At 67.3% G+C, this 14,758-nt stretch carries 15 protein-coding genes; 8 read left to right on the top strand and 7 right to left on the bottom strand.

Annotated elements, in window-relative coordinates; translation table 11 throughout:
* The first annotated feature begins 51 nt into the window (after window positions 1–51).
* Entirely contained in the window at window positions 52–801 is a 750-nt protein-coding gene (locus EB836_RS10945; RefSeq protein WP_135540288.1) for a TenA family protein, read from the top strand.
* On the opposite strand, the gene EB836_RS10940 is transcribed toward EB836_RS10945, so the two are convergent.
* From EB836_RS10940 to nadA, 6 genes are all read right to left on the bottom strand, one after another.
* Window positions 785–1,312, bottom strand: a complete 528-nt coding sequence (locus EB836_RS10940; protein WP_240689867.1) for a DUF1648 domain-containing protein — start codon at window positions 1,310–1,312, stop codon at window positions 785–787. The genes EB836_RS10945 and EB836_RS10940 overlap by 17 nt on opposite strands.
* 58 nt (window positions 1,313–1,370) lie before the next feature.
* On the bottom strand, window positions 1,371–1,586 hold the full coding sequence (locus tag EB836_RS10935) for a hypothetical protein (RefSeq protein WP_135540285.1): 216 nt from the start codon (window positions 1,584–1,586) through the stop codon (window positions 1,371–1,373).
* A 103-nt stretch (window positions 1,587–1,689) separates the two neighbouring features.
* Entirely contained in the window at window positions 1,690–2,868 is a 1,179-nt protein-coding gene (locus EB836_RS10930) for a cysteine desulfurase family protein (protein ID WP_135540283.1), read from the bottom strand.
* A 1-nt stretch (window position 2,869) separates the two neighbouring features.
* Window positions 2,870–3,733 carry a carboxylating nicotinate-nucleotide diphosphorylase gene (gene nadC, locus EB836_RS10925; RefSeq protein ID WP_135540280.1) on the bottom strand — a complete coding sequence of 288 codons (864 nt, stop codon included), beginning with the start codon at window positions 3,731–3,733 and terminating at the stop codon, window positions 2,870–2,872.
* Entirely contained in the window at window positions 3,727–5,358 is a 1,632-nt protein-coding gene (gene nadB / locus EB836_RS10920) for an L-aspartate oxidase (RefSeq protein WP_135540277.1), read from the bottom strand. Before nadB ends, nadC begins: the two co-directional genes overlap by 7 nt.
* Window positions 5,358–6,641: a quinolinate synthase NadA gene (gene nadA / locus EB836_RS10915; protein WP_135540471.1), complete on the bottom strand. Its 1,284-nt coding sequence runs from the start codon at window positions 6,639–6,641 to the stop codon at window positions 5,358–5,360. The genes nadB and nadA overlap by 1 nt, the downstream gene beginning before the upstream one ends.
* 369 nt (window positions 6,642–7,010) lie before the next feature.
* Here nadA and panB point away from each other — a divergent pair, with 369 nt between their 5' ends.
* Both panB and panC read left to right on the top strand, forming a co-directional pair.
* The gene (gene panB / locus EB836_RS10910; protein WP_135540274.1) at window positions 7,011–7,928 is read left to right on the top strand and encodes a 3-methyl-2-oxobutanoate hydroxymethyltransferase; all 918 of its coding nucleotides are present in this window, start codon (window positions 7,011–7,013) and stop codon (window positions 7,926–7,928) included.
* Window positions 7,928–8,785, top strand: coding sequence for a pantoate--beta-alanine ligase (panC, locus tag EB836_RS10905; RefSeq protein ID WP_135540272.1), 858 nt, complete (start codon window positions 7,928–7,930; stop codon window positions 8,783–8,785). The genes panB and panC overlap by 1 nt, the downstream gene beginning before the upstream one ends.
* 46 nt (window positions 8,786–8,831) lie before the next feature.
* Here panC and EB836_RS10900 read toward each other — a convergent pair whose 3' ends face one another.
* Window positions 8,832–9,548, bottom strand: a complete 717-nt coding sequence (locus EB836_RS10900; RefSeq protein WP_240689864.1) for a LysE family translocator — start codon at window positions 9,546–9,548, stop codon at window positions 8,832–8,834.
* Window positions 9,549–9,709: 161 nt separating this feature from the next.
* On the opposite strand from EB836_RS10900, the gene EB836_RS10895 reads away from it, so the two are divergent.
* From EB836_RS10895 to EB836_RS10875, 5 genes are all read left to right on the top strand, one after another.
* Window positions 9,710–10,669, top strand: coding sequence for a LysR family transcriptional regulator (locus tag EB836_RS10895; RefSeq protein ID WP_135540267.1), 960 nt, complete (start codon window positions 9,710–9,712; stop codon window positions 10,667–10,669).
* Between the two features lie 250 nt (window positions 10,670–10,919).
* Window positions 10,920–11,987 (top strand): IS110 family transposase, encoded by a 1,068-nt coding sequence (locus EB836_RS10890; protein WP_135540265.1) that lies wholly within the window; start codon window positions 10,920–10,922, stop codon window positions 11,985–11,987.
* A gap of 143 nt (window positions 11,988–12,130) precedes the next feature.
* Window positions 12,131–13,264, top strand: a complete 1,134-nt coding sequence (locus EB836_RS10885) for a GuaB3 family IMP dehydrogenase-related protein (RefSeq protein WP_135540263.1) — start codon at window positions 12,131–12,133, stop codon at window positions 13,262–13,264.
* Between the two features lie 31 nt (window positions 13,265–13,295).
* Window positions 13,296–14,288 carry an SURF1 family protein gene (locus EB836_RS10880; protein ID WP_135540261.1) on the top strand — a complete coding sequence of 331 codons (993 nt, stop codon included), beginning with the start codon at window positions 13,296–13,298 and terminating at the stop codon, window positions 14,286–14,288.
* A gap of 2 nt (window positions 14,289–14,290) precedes the next feature.
* Complete coding sequence (locus EB836_RS10875; protein WP_135540259.1) at window positions 14,291–14,728, top strand: DUF3817 domain-containing protein; 438 nt, start codon at window positions 14,291–14,293, stop codon at window positions 14,726–14,728.
* Window positions 14,729–14,758 lie beyond the last annotated feature (30 nt).

The raw sequence follows: 14,758 nt of genomic DNA, 5'->3' as shown, positions 1-14,758 counted from the left end.
CTGACCAACACGAATCACAACCGCACGTCACACGAGTACATAGGAGTTCCCATGACCGTCGATTTCTCTGCCGGACCCCAGACCGCTCAGCTCTGGGACCGTGTCCGCCCCATCATCGAACAGATCGAAGACCTGCCGTTCCTCGCCCAGCTCGCCGACGGCAGCCTCGACGTCACGGCGTTCACGAACTACATCATCCAGGACGGCATCTACCTCAACGGCTACGCGAAGGCGATGTCCTTCCTCGCCGCAAAGACCGTCGACCGCGACGAGTCACGCTTCTGGGCCGGCTCGGCAGCCGAGGCGATCACGGTCGAGGAAGGCATGCACGAAGAGCTGCTCGCCGATTCGCGACTGGCGGCCGCACATGCTGAACTCACCGGCGGCAGCGCGGGCGCCAAGGCCTCACCGACGGCGCTCGGCTACGTCTCGTTCCTCATCGCCACGGCCGCCAGCCGCTCCTACGGCGAAGGCGTCGCCGGAGTGCTGCCGTGCTTCTGGGTATACGCCCACATGGGCAAGGTGCTCGTCGAGCAGGCCGGTCAGATGGCCGATGACCACCCGTACCGGACCTGGGTGCAGACCTATGACTCACCGGAGTTCGACGAATCGACCCGTCATGCCGTGGTCATCCTCGAACAGGAACTCGCGAAGGCCCCGGACGAGGAGGCGGCACGGATGCGGGCGGCGTTCGAACAGGCATGTGTCTACGAACTGCACTTCTGGGCCTCGGCACACGCGATGCAGAACTGGGACGCCTCCGTCTTCCTGCCGCAGGGCGGGCTCACCTCGGCGGGCTGAGCCGGCGGACGAGGTTGATGAGAGCCGCGGCGGTGATGATGAGGAAGACGCCTGTGGGAATGAACGTCATCCCCGTCGGCATCGTCGCCCCGCGCCCTTCGCGCATGATCATCACAAGCACCGACGTCAGCAGCAGTGCCAGGGCGCCGCCGGTGATGCGCATGAACTGCATGAGGCAGTCATAGAGGTAGGTGTGCTCGCCGCTGTTCAGCCAGTAGTCCTTGAACGGGATGTTGATGATGGAACTCGGAAGCTTCTCCCAGATCCAGCGGCTCGAAAAGAGCAGGGGAAGACCGACGCCGATCGGCACGAGCCAGCCCAGCGTGCCCGCCTTCGACGACCAGTCGTCGGGCTGTCCCGAGGAATCGAAGTGGCTCGCGACGGTGTCCGGAGCCTGAACCCAGAACCAGACGGCGAAACCGATGAACACGAGGACCGAGACGACCGCGAACACGAGCGCAGCGAACTCGCCCATCGGGGACCGGCGCGGATTCGGAGAGGAGGACGTCACCCTGTCACTCTAACAACAGGGACAGTCCTGTCGATCAGCGGCAGGCGCGAGCGACAACTCAGGCGCGAGCCGAACCCGAAGGATCCTCAGGGTAATGGGTGATCGGTCCGAACGACCCGAGCGCATGCCATCCGCGGCGCAGCGTGGTCCACAGGAGCACGTGGTCGACCTCCATGAGAGGGACGCGATCATGTCTCGGGCAGGCGTATCGCCCGATGAAGAACACGATCGTCGAGAACATCACGGCAATCATGAATAGAATCAGCAGATCCATGGTGGCCCCCTCACACCCGGTACGAATGCGTGATCCTATTTTCTCCCCGACGAGCAGATAATGATAGGGGCGTCTCGCCTGGTGAGTGTGAGAGTGGACACAATCACGTGTAGCTGACGGCGAGGCTCTCGGCGGCTTCTGCGACAGCCAGGGCAGCGGCCCGACCCTGGTCCGCTGTGATGGTCGATGGGAAGGTGAAGCGGACGCTGGTCTGCGCGACGTCGGCCTCGATGCCCAGCGCAGTGAGCACATGCGAGGCCTCATCGGACCCGACCGCGCAGGCCGATCCGCTCGATGCCGTGACACCGAGGCGCTCGAGTTCGAGGAGGACGGCCTCCCCGGAGGTGTTCGAGAAGCAGAACGACGCGTGGTTCGGTGTCCGTGCGTCCGGACTGCCGGTGAGGAAGGCGCCCGGAACCGCTGCCAGGATCGCGGCGATGAACTCATCGCGGATGGCTCGGACACGGGCGGCGGCTTCGGTCCGCTCCGCCTCGGCGAGTTCGAAGGCGGTGGCGAAGGCGACGGCAAGGGCCACGTTCTCCGTGCCCGAACGGCGTCCCGCCTCCTGCCCGCCGCCGTGGATGAGCGGTTCGACGGGAACGCGGGCGCGGATCGCGGCCACTCCGATGCCCTTCGGCGCCCCGACCTTGTGCCCGGCCAGCGTGAGCGCATCGACGCCGAGTCCGGACAGCGGCAGCCACCCGGCGGCCTGCACCGCATCCGTGTGGAAACGGGCACCCGCCTCGTGCGCGGCCGCGGCGAGAGCCGGGATGTCAGCGACCGTTCCGATCTCGTTGTTCGCGTAGCCGAGGCTCACCAGCGTGGTGTCCGGACGGATGGACTCGGCCAGGGCCTCGGGCGTCACGGTCCCATCGGGGTGCAGGTCCACCTCGGTGATGGTGAAGCCGTGGACGCGAGAGAGGAACTCCGCCGAGGCGAGCACCGCCTCGTGCTCGATCGCCGAGGTGACGATATGTCGCCGAGGCGGCCGTGGGGTCCCGTCCGACTGGCCCTGCGTCTGTGCGCCGAGGGCGATGCCGAGGATCGCGAGATTGTCCGCTTCCGTGCCGCCGCTGGTGAAGGTGATGTCGGTGGCCCGCATCCCCAGGACCGCGGCGACGCGGGACCGGGCATCGGCGAGGGCCTCGGCGGGCCCGCGCCCGAATTCGTGGTGGCTCGACGGGTTGCCGAAGGCACCGGCCAGGTACGGCCAGGCTGCCTCGAGGGCCTCCCGCCGCACGGGAGCCGCGGCCGCGGTGTCGAGGTAGAGGCGTCGGCTCATCTCAGTTCCCCGCAGGATTCGTCAGCACGAGGTCGAGACCGAGATCGATCGAGCGGACACTGTGCGTCAGCGCCCCGGATGAGATGACGTCGACCCCGGTGGCGGCGATCTCAGGGATCGTGTCGAGAGTGACGTTGCCGCTGGCCTCGACGACGGCGCGACCGCTGATGAGTTCGACTCCCTCGCGCAGCTGAGCCGGGGTGAAGTTGTCGAGCATGATGATGTCCGCCCCTCCCTCGAGCACCGCGGGCACCTGGTCGAGGCGATCGACCTCGACCTCGATCCTCGTCGTGTGCGGCAGGCGGGTGCGGGCCTGCCGGATCGCCTCGGCGACGCTGAGTCCCTCGCCGGTGAGGACGGCGAGATGATTGTCCTTGGCCATGACCGCATCGGAGAGCCCGAACCGGTGGTTGTGCCCGCCGCCGCAGACCACCGCATGCTTCTCGAACGCCCGCAGGCCCGGAGTGGTCTTGCGGGTGTCGACGATCCGCGCCCGACCACCGGCGGCATCGACGAAGCGCCTGGTGACAGACGCGATTCCGCTCATCCGTTGGCAGAAGTTCAGGGCGATCCGCTCGGCCTGCAGCACCGCTCTGGCAGGGCCGGAGACCGTGGCGAGCACCTCACCGGCCGTGAAGGCATCACCGTCGGCGGCGTGCAGGTCGATCGCGACGGACGGATCGACGAGGGTGAAGGCGCGGGCGAAGACGTCGATGCCGGCGAGCACCCCGTCCTCGCGTGCCCGCAGATCGGCCCGAGCCGCGGCGCCGGCCGGGATGAAGGCCTCCCCGGTGATGTCGCCCCAGGGGGCGTCCTCATCCAGGGCGAGGCGGAGCGCGGAATCGATGGTCGCGGCGGTCAGCATGCGGCGGCCTCCTCAAGCAGGCGGGGCGGGGTCGGGTCTGTGGCGGCACCGGTGGGCCGGGCGACGCCGGGCGCCGGGCTCGAGAGCGGGGCATCGGTGCGAGTATGCGCCCCGAGGCTGTGTTCACGTGCCAGCGCATGATGAGCCATGTGCTCGGCGATGAGAGTGAGATTCGCGGTTTCGATGCGCTCGACGATCGTGGTGTGCCGGCGTGGGTCGGCGGTGATCTCCACTCCGGGGGCGAACACTTCGTGCTCGCGGTTCACCGTGCCGGCCCGGTCCCGAGAGACCTCGCCGAGGCGGCCGAGCAGCGTGCGCAGGCCGCCCGCGGTGCGCTCCACGCCCAGATGATCCCAGGTCAGAGCCTGCAACTCGGGGCGAGTGAGGCCGGCGAGGCGGGGGAGGCCGGGCCGGTGTTCTGCGGACCCGACGGCGCTGGGGCGATCCGTGTCGATCGCATCGGCCGTGCGAGCGCCGAAGACCGCGCCTTCGAGCAGCGAGTTCGAGGCCAGGCGGTTCGCGCCGTGGGCCCCGGTGCAGGCGACCTCGCCCACGGCGAAGAGGCCCGCGAGGGTCGTTCGCCCCTCGAGATCGGTGCTCACCCCGCCCATGAAGTAGTGAGCGGCCGGGGTGACCGGAATGAGGTCTCGGGACAGATCGAGACCATGAGCGGCGAGGCCGGCGGTGATGCTCGGGAACCGGGCGGCCGCCTCGGAGACGGCCCGGGCATCGAGGACGCAGGGCCGACCGTGCTGAGCGGCCGACCGTCGGTGCAGGGCGAGGGCGACGACATCACGGGAGGCGAGCTCGGCCCGCTTGTCGATCTCCGGCATGAACCGGCGGGCCTGCTCGTCGAGGAGGAGGGCACCGGCGCCGCGGACGGCTTCGGAGATGAGGAACCCGGGACCGGCCAGAGCGGTGGGATGGAACTGGAAGAACTCGAGGTCACGGGCCTCGGCGCCGGCACGGAGGGCTGCGGCCAGGCCGTCACCGGTCGCCGCATCCGGGTTCGTCGTGTGGGCGAAGAGCTGCCCGGCACCGCCGGTGGCGAGTACGACGGCATCGGCGCTCAGTCGTTCGAGACGTCCGTCCCGAAGCACGGTGATTCCGGAGGCGCGGATGGGGCAGCCCTCGCGCTCGCCGGTCGTGGAGATGTCGACGAGCATGGTGTCTTCGAGCAGGCGGAGCCGCCCGGCGGCCGCCTCGGCGCGGGTGGCGGCCGTGAGCGCGGAGGCGATCTCACGGCCGGTGGCGTCCCCGCCGGCGTGGAAGATGCGGGCGAAGGAATGGGCGCCTTCCATGCCGCGCGCCCAGGCTCCGGTCTCGTCCCGGTCGAACTCGACACCGGCGGCCGCGAGAGTGAACAGCGCATCGGCACCGGAGGAGCACAGCACCTCGACGGCCTCGTCGATGCAGTGCCCGGCACCGGCGGTGAGCGTATCGGCCACATGGGAGGTGACGGTGTCATCGGGGCCGACGACCCCGGCGATCCCGCCCTGCGCCCACGCGGTGTTCGACTCACCGAGGCTGCCCTTCGTGACCACGGTGACCTCGTGGCGGCCGGCCAGACGCAGGGCGCAGGTGAGACCGGCGATCCCGGAGCCGGCGATGATGACGCGGCTCATCAGATCCGCGGCTTCGCGGCGAGCATCCGTTCCAGGGACACACGGGCGGGATCGGCCACCTCGGCGTCGACGGAGATCTGGTTGACGACCCGTCCGGCGATGAGCGATTCGAGCACCCAGGCGATGTAGCCGGGGTGGATGCGATACATCGTCGAGCACGGGCAGATGACGGGATCGAGGCAGAAGATCGTATGCTGCGGGTGCTCGGCGGCCAGCCGCTGGACGAGGTTGATCTCGGTGCCGATGGCGAATGTCGTCGGTTCGGTCGCCTCGGCGATGGCCTTCGTGATGTACGCGGTCGACCCGGACTCATCGGCGGCGGCCACGGTCTCGCGCGGGCATTCGGGGTGGACGATGACGCGGACATCCGGGTGCTCGTTCCGAGCCTTGTCGATCTGGGCGGGAGTGAAGCGCTTGTGCACGGAGCAGAAGCCCTGCCAGAGGATGACGCGGGCGTCGGTGAGCGTCTGCTCGTCATTGTTGCCCAGCGGACGGGCCGGATTCCACAGCGGCATCTCATCAAGACCGATGCCCATGTTCACGGCGGTGTTGCGGCCGAGGTGCTGGTCGGGGAAGAACAGGACGCGCTGCCCGCGTTCGAACGCCCACTCGAGCACCACCTCGGCGTTCGACGAGGTGCACACGATGCCGCCGTTGCGGCCGCAGAAACCTTTGATCGCGGCCGAGGAATTCATGTAGGTGACGGGGACGACCGGGACGCGGCCGTGCTCATCGGGTTCGGTGCCGAAGACCTCGGCGAGCTGTTCCCAGCAGTCCTCGACCTGATCGATCGAGGCCATGTCCGCCATCGAGCAGCCGGCGGCGAGGTTGGGCAGGATGACCGACTGGTTCGGCTGCGAGAGCAGGTCGGCGGTCTCGGCCATGAAGTGGACGCCGCAGAAGACGATCGCCTCGGCCTCCGGATGGTTCTGCGCGGCCCGGGCGAGCATGAACGAGTCGCCGATGTAGTCGGCGTGCTCGACGACCTCGACCCGCTGATAGTGGTGGCCGAGCAGAACGACGCGATCGCCGAGGCTCTCCTTGGCCCTGCGGATGCGGTCATCGAGCTCTTCGGCGGAGGCCTGCTTGTATTCCTCGGGGATCTCACCCTGACGTGGGGCGGCGGCCGGGATCGTGTCGGCCAGCGAGGCGCCGGGACCGTAGCCGGGGCGTTCGTCGACGTCCCACGGGGCATCGAGCAGCTCCGTCGAACACATGTCGTCGTTGGCCCCCGTGGCGGAGATGTCCTTGAGGGTGAGTTCGATCGAGGCTGTCGTAGTCATCATCGTCCTTCGCTGTGGTGGGCTGCGGGTGCGCGAGGAGCGCGAGACACCGCCCGACATGTTTTGCGCACTTGTGCGTTTAATTGTTTGCGCAGATTTGAGCTTAATCCCGTCGCTGGTCAATGCACAACTCCGTGCCGGTCGTGTCGCGGGCGGCGGAGCGGGCCGAGTTCTGCGTGGAGGTGCTGTTGCCGGGGGCTTGTGATAGCCGTGGGGCAGGGGATGGCCTAGGCTGTGGTCGGGCTCGCAATCCGAGCCGATGTGCACTGCGGTGGTCGCCCCGTGAGAGTGACCGAGGCTCCTCACCGGAGCTTCGGGCTCGACCCGCCCGCGCCCGCACCGACGACATCGCATATCCGAAGGATCCTCATGCCCGACGCGGCACACCCGAACCAGCAATCGTCCACATCATCCGCCGAGGAACCGGCTCCGTACGGAGGTCAGTCGACCCCGTCGGGAACCGGGCGAAGCGGCGCTCCCGCGGCCCCGCCTCGGCGAATCCGCACTCTCGATCTCATCAGAGCCAAGTCCGCGGGCCGGCGGTGGGCGATGCTGACCAGTTACGACCAGTACACGGCTGCATTGTTCGAGCAGGCCGGCGTCGAGGCGCTGCTGGTCGGCGATTCCGCGGCGAACAACGTCTACGGCCACGCCACGACCCTGCCGGTGACCGTCGACGAGCTCATTCCCCTGGCTCGTGCAGTCGCCTCGGCGACGACGCGCGCACTCATCGTCGCCGACCTGCCCTTCGGCAGCTATGAGATCTCCGACGAACAGGCCGTGGCCACGGCTGTGCGGTTCATGAAGGAAGCCGGAGTCCACGCGGTCAAACTCGAAGGCGGGGCGCGCATGGCCTCGCGGATCGCGGCGATCACGGCGGCGGGCATCCCTGTCATGGCGCACATCGGCTTCACCCCGCAGGCCGAGCACAACCTCGGCGGATACAAGGTCCAAGGTCGCGGGGAGGCGGGCTCGGCGCTTCTCGACGACTCCCGCGCGGTCGCCGCTGCCGGAGCGTTCTCCGTGGTCATGGAGATGGTCCCGTCCGCCCTGGCCGGGCAGGTCACCGCCGAACTCACGATCCCGACCATCGGCATCGGAGCGGGCGCCGACTGCGACGCGCAGGTGCTCGTGTGGCAGGACATGGCCGGGCTGAGTACGGGGCGGGCCCCGCGCTTCGTCAAGCGCTATGCCGACCTGCATTCCGTGCTCACCGAGGCGGTCGGAACCTATGTCGACGAAGTCCGGTCCGGGATCTTCCCCGAACCGGAGAGGGGCTTCGACTGATGGAGGTCGGAGGCATCCAGGCGCTGCGTCGGTGGCGGTCCGAGCAGACCGGGCGCATCGGCCTCGTGCCGACGATGGGCGCCCTCCACTCGGGTCATCAGGCGCTCATGGCCCGCGCCCGGGCCGAATCCGACCTGGTCGTGACCTCGATCTTCGTCAATCCGCTGCAGTTCGGCGCCGATGAGGACTTCGTCCAGTACCCGCGCCCGATTGAGGCCGATCTGAGCAAGTGCGAGGAGGCCGGGGTCGACTTCGTCTTCGCTCCTGCCCTGGCCGAGATGTATCCTTCCGCGCCCGAAGTCCGCGTCGTCGCCGGGCGCATGGGCGCGGTGTTCGAAGGTGAGGCCAGGCCCGGTCACTTCGACGGAGTGCTCACGGTCGTGGCGAAGCTGTTCAACCTCATCGACCCCGATGTCACGGTGTTCGGGCTCAAGGACATCCAGCAGTTCGTGCTGGTCAAGAGGATGATCGCCGACCTCGACTTCGATATCGAGCTCATCGGTCTGCCCGTCATCCGCGACGATGACGGGCTGGCGATGTCGAGTCGCAACGAATACCTCTCCGGGGTCGACCGCGACCGTGCCCTGGCGATTCCGCGGGCCCTCGACACCGCCGCCGAGGTGGCGGCGGGTTCGTCGACGGGTGCTGGGGGACTGCCCGGCGCCGTCGAATCGGCGGCCCGTGCCGTCCTCGAATCGGCGACCGAGCGCGGGATGCTCGAGATCATCTACCTCAGCCTCGTCGAGGCGGCGACACTGCGGCCCTGCCCCGACGACTTTCGGGGATCGGCCCTGCTGCTCGTGTCGGTGGATGTCGGCGGCACGCACCTCATCGACAATCTGCCCCTGGAATTCTGAGCCGGGCCGCAGGGAATGCGCCGTTCCGACGACCGGGGATGGCCACTCAGATCGGGATTGCGATGACAGCGATGCCGATGACGAACAGGATGAGGGTCGAGGCCGCCTCGATGAAGAAGTCGGCGCTGCGGTGCGCCATCGCCGAGGCGGCCAGGCTCGCCATGCACGCGAGCACGAGCTGATAGGCCAGCAGCACGCCGACGATGAGGGCGATGAGCACCGCATAGTCGACTCCGCTCGGCGACGCGGGCACGAGGGTGGGCAGGATCGCGAGGAAGAACAGGCCGACCTTCGGGTTGCTCAGCGAGGAGATGATGCCGCGGCGATAGGACACGAACGAGCGCAGGTGACCCCAGGCGGTCGACTCCACGGCGGTGGCGATCTCGCTGACCGGGCCGTCGAGGGGCGATTCGGGTGGGTCCGTCTGGTCGGCTGTGGACTCGGAGGTCGCCGAGTCCGCATGCAGTTCGCGACGCAGGCGCAGCGCCTGCCGGCCGGCGAGGAATCCGAGGAAGCAGAGGTAGAGCCCGCCGCCGATCTTGAGCACCTGGACCGCGGCGGGGTAGACGGTGAGCAGGGCGGAGACTCCGGTCAGCGCGAGGGCCATCCAGATCACGGTTCCCGTGGCCGTGCCGAGGGCATAGACCAGTCCGGCCTTCCGCCGCAGGGACGACAGGCGGATCGTGAGGATCGTCTCGGGTCCGGGCGTGACCGCCAACGCGGCGGCGGCGCCGGTGATGGTGAGGATCTCGGGTCCGGTCACGGCTGTCCTCCTGATGCAGTGGGGTGAAGCGAGCCCCGCGGGTGGGGAGACGCATCTCCTGGGGCACGTCTCCATTGTCGGGGGTGCCAACAATCGGGAAAAGCAATTGATCGTGAACGAACATCAGGCGATACCGAATGGTTTCCGGCTACGATGCACGTATGTGGGATCTCAACCGGCTCCGGATCTGGCGCGCGGTCGTGGCCACCGGGTCTGTGGTCGCGGCCGCGAAGAACCTCAACTACACGCCGGCGACGGTCAGCCAGCACATCACGACCCTGCAGAAGTCCGTCGTCGCACCCCTGTATCGGCGGTCGGGCCGCGGCATCGAGATCACCGAGTTCGGTCGGCGGCTGGCCGAGGAGTCCGGGGAGGTGTTCACCTCGGTGGCCAGACTGGACGACCTCGTCGAGAATTTCCGCAACGTCAGCCGTCCCCGACTGCGGATCGCCGCATTCACCTCGTTCAATGCTCGGCTGCTGCCTGGGATCATCGAATCCGTCGCCCGCGACCACCCGAACCTGCGCTTCGACATCCAGCTCAACGAACCGGCGAAGAATCGGCGCAGTCACTGCCTCATCGAGATCCGGGCCGAGGTCCCGCAGGGCGGGGAGACCCGGCTGCCGGAGATGACGCGGATTCCGCTCTTCGACGATGACTACCGGGTTGTGGTCTCCGAGCGGCACGAATTCGCGGAGCTGGCGACAGTGCCGTTCAAGGATCTCGAAGACCAGCATTGGGTCGACTATGACATGTGGGCGGGTCCGTCGAGCAAGGTCGTCGATCATGCGTGCGCGGCGGCCGGTTTCGAACGCAAGAGCTTCGCAGCCTGCGAGGACGACTTCGCCGCGCTCGCCCTCGTCGCGTCGAATCTGGCGATCACGGTGCTGCCGGGGCTGTCGACCCTGCAGCTGCCGCCGGGGCTCGTCGCCGTCGACCTCACCGATCCCGTGCCGATGCGTCGGGTCGTCATGCATGTGCGCGACCGGGAGGCGCACCTGCCGCATGTGCGGGCCTTCGTCGCTGCCGCTGAGGACGTCGCCGCCGCCCACCTCCCTCCCAGAACTACTGTGAGTATTGATAGTGGCTGGTCTGGGACTGGCTGGCAGAGTAGGGACTGACCGTCCCATCGATCATCATGACCCGCAGAACTACTGACTCGAACGATGTCCTCGTCGGGATCTGTCTGGTGATTGGTGGGCGGTCGGCACCGGCTCGGCCCACATCGATAACTTGATCAGAAGGTTGTCCGTTCCTGACCGAACGTGACTCATCACAGTAGTGTTTCGACGTGACTATCTCCCGGACCGGAGCCGACCGCGTTGACGGTCGGACCTCATCCGTTCTGACACAGGAGAATCACGAACCGTCATGACTATCATCTCGCATTTATACGCGTTTGTCGTTGGCGTCGACACCCACGCGAAGAACCACGTCTACAGTGTCCTCACCAACACTGGTGAGCACGTCGACACTGCTGCATTCCCGACCACGAAAGCTGGCCTGAAACGGGCGCTGCTGTGGGCCGGTCGCCGTACCGGCGGGGACCTCGACACCCTGTGGGTGATCGAGGGTATCGGCACTTACGGGGCGATCCTTGCCGACCATGTTGCCGACAACGGGTACACAGTCGCCGAGGCCGCCAGCATGAATGCTCGTGACCGGCATGCCACGGGCAAGGATGACCGGATCGATGCCCGACGGATCGCTGGCACGGTCCTGTCGATGGATGAGTCGCGGCTGCGGTTCCCCCGACAGGCTGATGGGCCGCGTCAGGGACTGCAGGTCCTGGTCAAGGCGCGGGAGTCCATGACCCGGGAGAAGACCCGGACTGTCAATGCGCTCACCGCGCTGTTGCGTACTCATGACCTCGGTATGGATGCGCGTCGGAAACTGTCGGTCGTCAAGATCCACGCGGTTGCGAAGTGGCGGATCAGGAACGAGTCTGTGGCACTTACCGAGGCTCGTCGGGAAGCGATTCGGTTAGCCAAACGCGTCGTCGAAGTCGATGCCGATATCAAGGACTACGCCACCCGGATCGAAGCTTTGGTCAAGGACAGCCCGGCTGCGGTGTTGCTGGCTGAGCCGGGGTTTGGTCCGATCACCGCGGCTGTGTTCTACCTGGCGTGGTCGCATCCTGGGCGGGTGCGTTCAGAGGCTGCGTTTGCGAAGCTGGCGGGGGTCAGCCCGATACCGGCGTCGTCGGGGAATGTGGTGAGGTTCCGGCTTAATCGCAGTGGTGATCGTCGGTTGAATTCTGCGTTGTACATGGTGGCCATCACGCGGCTTTCTCACCAGAAGAGGTCCCAGGCATACATGGCTAAACGGCTTGGCGAGGGGAAGACGAAGAAGGAGACCATCCGGTGCATGAAGCGTCACTTGGCCCGTTCTGTGTATCGCATTCTCGAGGCCACGAACTCGATCGGCCAAGCCGCTTGACAGACATAGAAGGATCCTGACGGCGGCCCAGCAACTTGGCGCGAGGTTGCTGAGCCGTCGTCAGGTAGTTCTGGGAGGGAGACGCTGCGTTCCTCATAGTGGGCTGAGACCTGGCGCAGAGGGTGGTGGGATAGGCTGTTGGCGTGAGTTCTGAAATCGAAATCGGCAAAGGCAAGCGCGGCCGTCGCGCCTATTCGCTCGACGACATCGCCATCGTCCCCGCTCGGCGCACCCGCGACCCCGAAGACGTGTCTCTGAGCTGGCAGATCGATGCCTACCAGTTCGACCTGCCCTTCATCGGCGCCCCCATGGATTCGGCGATGTCGCCGGAGACCGTCATCGCCCTGGGCAAGTTCGGCGGACTCGGTGTGCTCGACCTCGAGGGACTGTGGACCCGGTACGAGGATCCCACCCCGCTGCTGGCCGAGATCGCCCAGCTGCCCAGCGAAATGGCGACCTCTCGGATGCAGGAGCTCTACTCCGCACCCATCCAGGCCGAACTCATCACCGCCCGCCTCGAGCAGATCCGTGAGGCCGGAGTCACCGTCGCCGGAGCGCTCACCCCGCAGCGGACGCAGGAGTTCTACAAGACCGTCGTCGATGCCGGTGTCGACATCTTCGTCATCCGCGGCACCACGGTGTCGGCCGAGCACGTCTCGACCCACACCGAACCGCTCAACCTCAAGCAGTTCATCTACGAACTCGATGTGCCCGTCATCGTCGGCGGTGCCGCCACCTACACCGCGGCCCTGCACCTCATGCGCACCGGTGCCGCCGGCGTCCTCGTCGGCTTCGGCGGGGGAGCGGCGGCCACGACCCGCAAGACCCTGGGCATCCACGCCCCGATGGCCACCGCTGTCGCCGACGTCCATGCCGCCCGCCGCGACTACATGGACGAATCCGGCGGACGCTACGTCCACGTCATCGCCGACGGCGGGCTGGGCACCAGCGGTGAGATCGTCAAGGCCTTCGGCGTCGGCGCCGATGCCGTCATGCTCGGCACCGCTCTGGCCCGAGCCACCGAGGCTCCTGGGCGCGGCATGCACTGGGGTGCCGAAGCCCACCACCCGGACCTGCCGCGCGGTCACCGGGTCGAACTCGGCACCGTCGGCAGCCTCGAGCAGGTGCTCTTCGGGCCCGGCCGCACCGCGATCGGCGAACTCAACCTCGCCGGTGCCCTGCGCCGCGCTCTGGCCACCACCGGCTACCTCGACCTCAAGGAATTCCAGCGCGTCGACGTCACCGTCTCGCCCTACCAGACTGGCTCGGTGGTCTGAACTGTTCCGCCTGGCTCTGACCCCCAAATGGTTGGGGTCCCTGCTCCTCGTCCTGGTGCTCGTCACCTGCTTCGTCGGTCTCTCCGCATGGCAGGTCGACCGGGCCCAGCACAAGAACGAGGTCGCGGACTCCGCCGGCATCGACGAGGTCAAGGACTTCAACGAGGTGATGGATGCCCAGGCCCCGATGCCCGGCATCCTCGCCGACCAGCGGGTCAGCCTGACCGGCCACTGGATCCCCGACGCCCAGGTCGTCGTCCCCGGCCGCATGCAGGACGATGAGTCCGGGTACTGGGTGGTCACGATGTTCGCCCCCGACGACGCCCACCTCGGCGAGGGCGTCAGCGCCGCAGGCGCCGATGAGAAGACGATCGCGATTCCGGTCGTCCGCGGATTCACCACCGACGAGGATGCCGCCATGTCCTCGCGTGCGAAGCCGGGCGATGTCGAACTCACCGCCCGGATCGGTCCGATCGAAGGGCCGGAACCCGGCAACGACCTGCCCGAGGGGCAGGTGCGCACGGTCTCGACCTCACAGATCATCAACATGTTCCCCGATCTGCTCACCTATTCCGGCTTCCTCATTCCCGAGAAGGCCGACGGGGCGGCCGCCTCGGTGGGCACCGATGGGCTCGCCCAGGTCCCGACCACGACGACCCGCGATGAGGGCGGATTCGATCTGCAGTCGGCGGTGTACGCCATCGAATGGATCATCTTCGCCGCCATGGCCCTCTACATGTGGTTCCAGCTGCTGCGCGACGACTTCGTCCGGCGCCGCCTCGGCGAGGATTCTCAGGATCCGGAGAACCGGGTCGAGTATGTTGTCGTCAAGCCCGCCGGCTCCTCGGCCATCGACCCCGAGGTGATGTCGGGCCTGACCGGACTGCCGGCCCACCGCCACGGCGGGAAGAAGCCCGGGAAGAAACCGGGGAAGAAGCCGGGGAAGAAGCCCGGATCGGCCACCGATACGAGCACGACCGCAGACACCAGCAACACCGATACCCGCACGACCGGAGGAAACTGAGCGTGAGCGAAGAACACGAGTCCTTGGACTCCCGCCCCGACTTCGATGAGTCGAACGTGTGGAGCGTCAAACGCTTCACCTCGGCGCGCAATGCGCTGAAGTTCTACCGGGTGATGGCATTCATCACCGGTACGATGCTGCTCATCCTCACGGTCGAGATGATCTACAAGTACCTCATCGCCGCGGACTCGGCCACGGCCCTGAACTTCGGCGGCTTCAACCTCGCCGCGGCCATCGCGATCTGCCACGGCTGGTGCTACGTCGTCTACCTCATCGGCTGCTTCTGGCTCAACCAGCAGATGCGCTGGAGCCTCGGCCGTTACCTCATCCTCGCGCTCGCCGGCGTCGTGCCCGTGATGTCGTTCATCCTCGAACGTCGTATCCACCGCCAGGTCGACGCGGAACTCGAAGCCGCCGTCGTCGTCGCTCCCAAGAGCTGAAGGGCGCGCGAAACCCCGAATTCGGGTGTC

This window comes from Brevibacterium sp. S111 (assembly GCF_004745075.1).
Lineage (GTDB): Bacteria > Actinomycetota > Actinomycetes > Actinomycetales > Brevibacteriaceae > Brevibacterium.
This window is presented reverse-complemented; position numbering and strand designations above follow the sequence as displayed.

What these genes read in the sequence shown, in the direction of transcription:
- EB836_RS10890 (WP_135540265.1), top strand. Translation starts at nt 10,920, where the DNA reads ATGACTATCATCTCGCATTTATACGCGTTTGTCGTTGGCGTCGACACC.
- EB836_RS10895 (WP_135540267.1), top strand. Translation starts at nt 9,710, where the DNA reads ATGTGGGATCTCAACCGGCTCCGGATCTGGCGCGCGGTCGTGGCCACC.
- EB836_RS10935 (WP_135540285.1), bottom strand. Translation starts at nt 1,586, where the DNA reads ATGGATCTGCTGATTCTATTCATGATTGCCGTGATGTTCTCGACGATC.
- EB836_RS10945 (WP_135540288.1), top strand. Translation starts at nt 52, where the DNA reads ATGACCGTCGATTTCTCTGCCGGACCCCAGACCGCTCAGCTCTGGGAC.
- nadA (WP_135540471.1), bottom strand. Translation starts at nt 6,641, where the DNA reads ATGACTACGACAGCCTCGATCGAACTCACCCTCAAGGACATCTCCGCC.
- nadC (WP_135540280.1), bottom strand. Translation starts at nt 3,733, where the DNA reads ATGCTGACCGCCGCGACCATCGATTCCGCGCTCCGCCTCGCCCTGGAT.
- nadB (WP_135540277.1), bottom strand. Translation starts at nt 5,358, where the DNA reads ATGAGCCGCGTCATCATCGCCGGCTCCGGGATCGCCGGTCTCACCTGC.
- panC (WP_135540272.1), top strand. Translation starts at nt 7,928, where the DNA reads ATGGAGGTCGGAGGCATCCAGGCGCTGCGTCGGTGGCGGTCCGAGCAG.
- EB836_RS10930 (WP_135540283.1), bottom strand. Translation starts at nt 2,868, where the DNA reads ATGAGCCGACGCCTCTACCTCGACACCGCGGCCGCGGCTCCCGTGCGG.
- panB (WP_135540274.1), top strand. Translation starts at nt 7,011, where the DNA reads ATGCCCGACGCGGCACACCCGAACCAGCAATCGTCCACATCATCCGCC.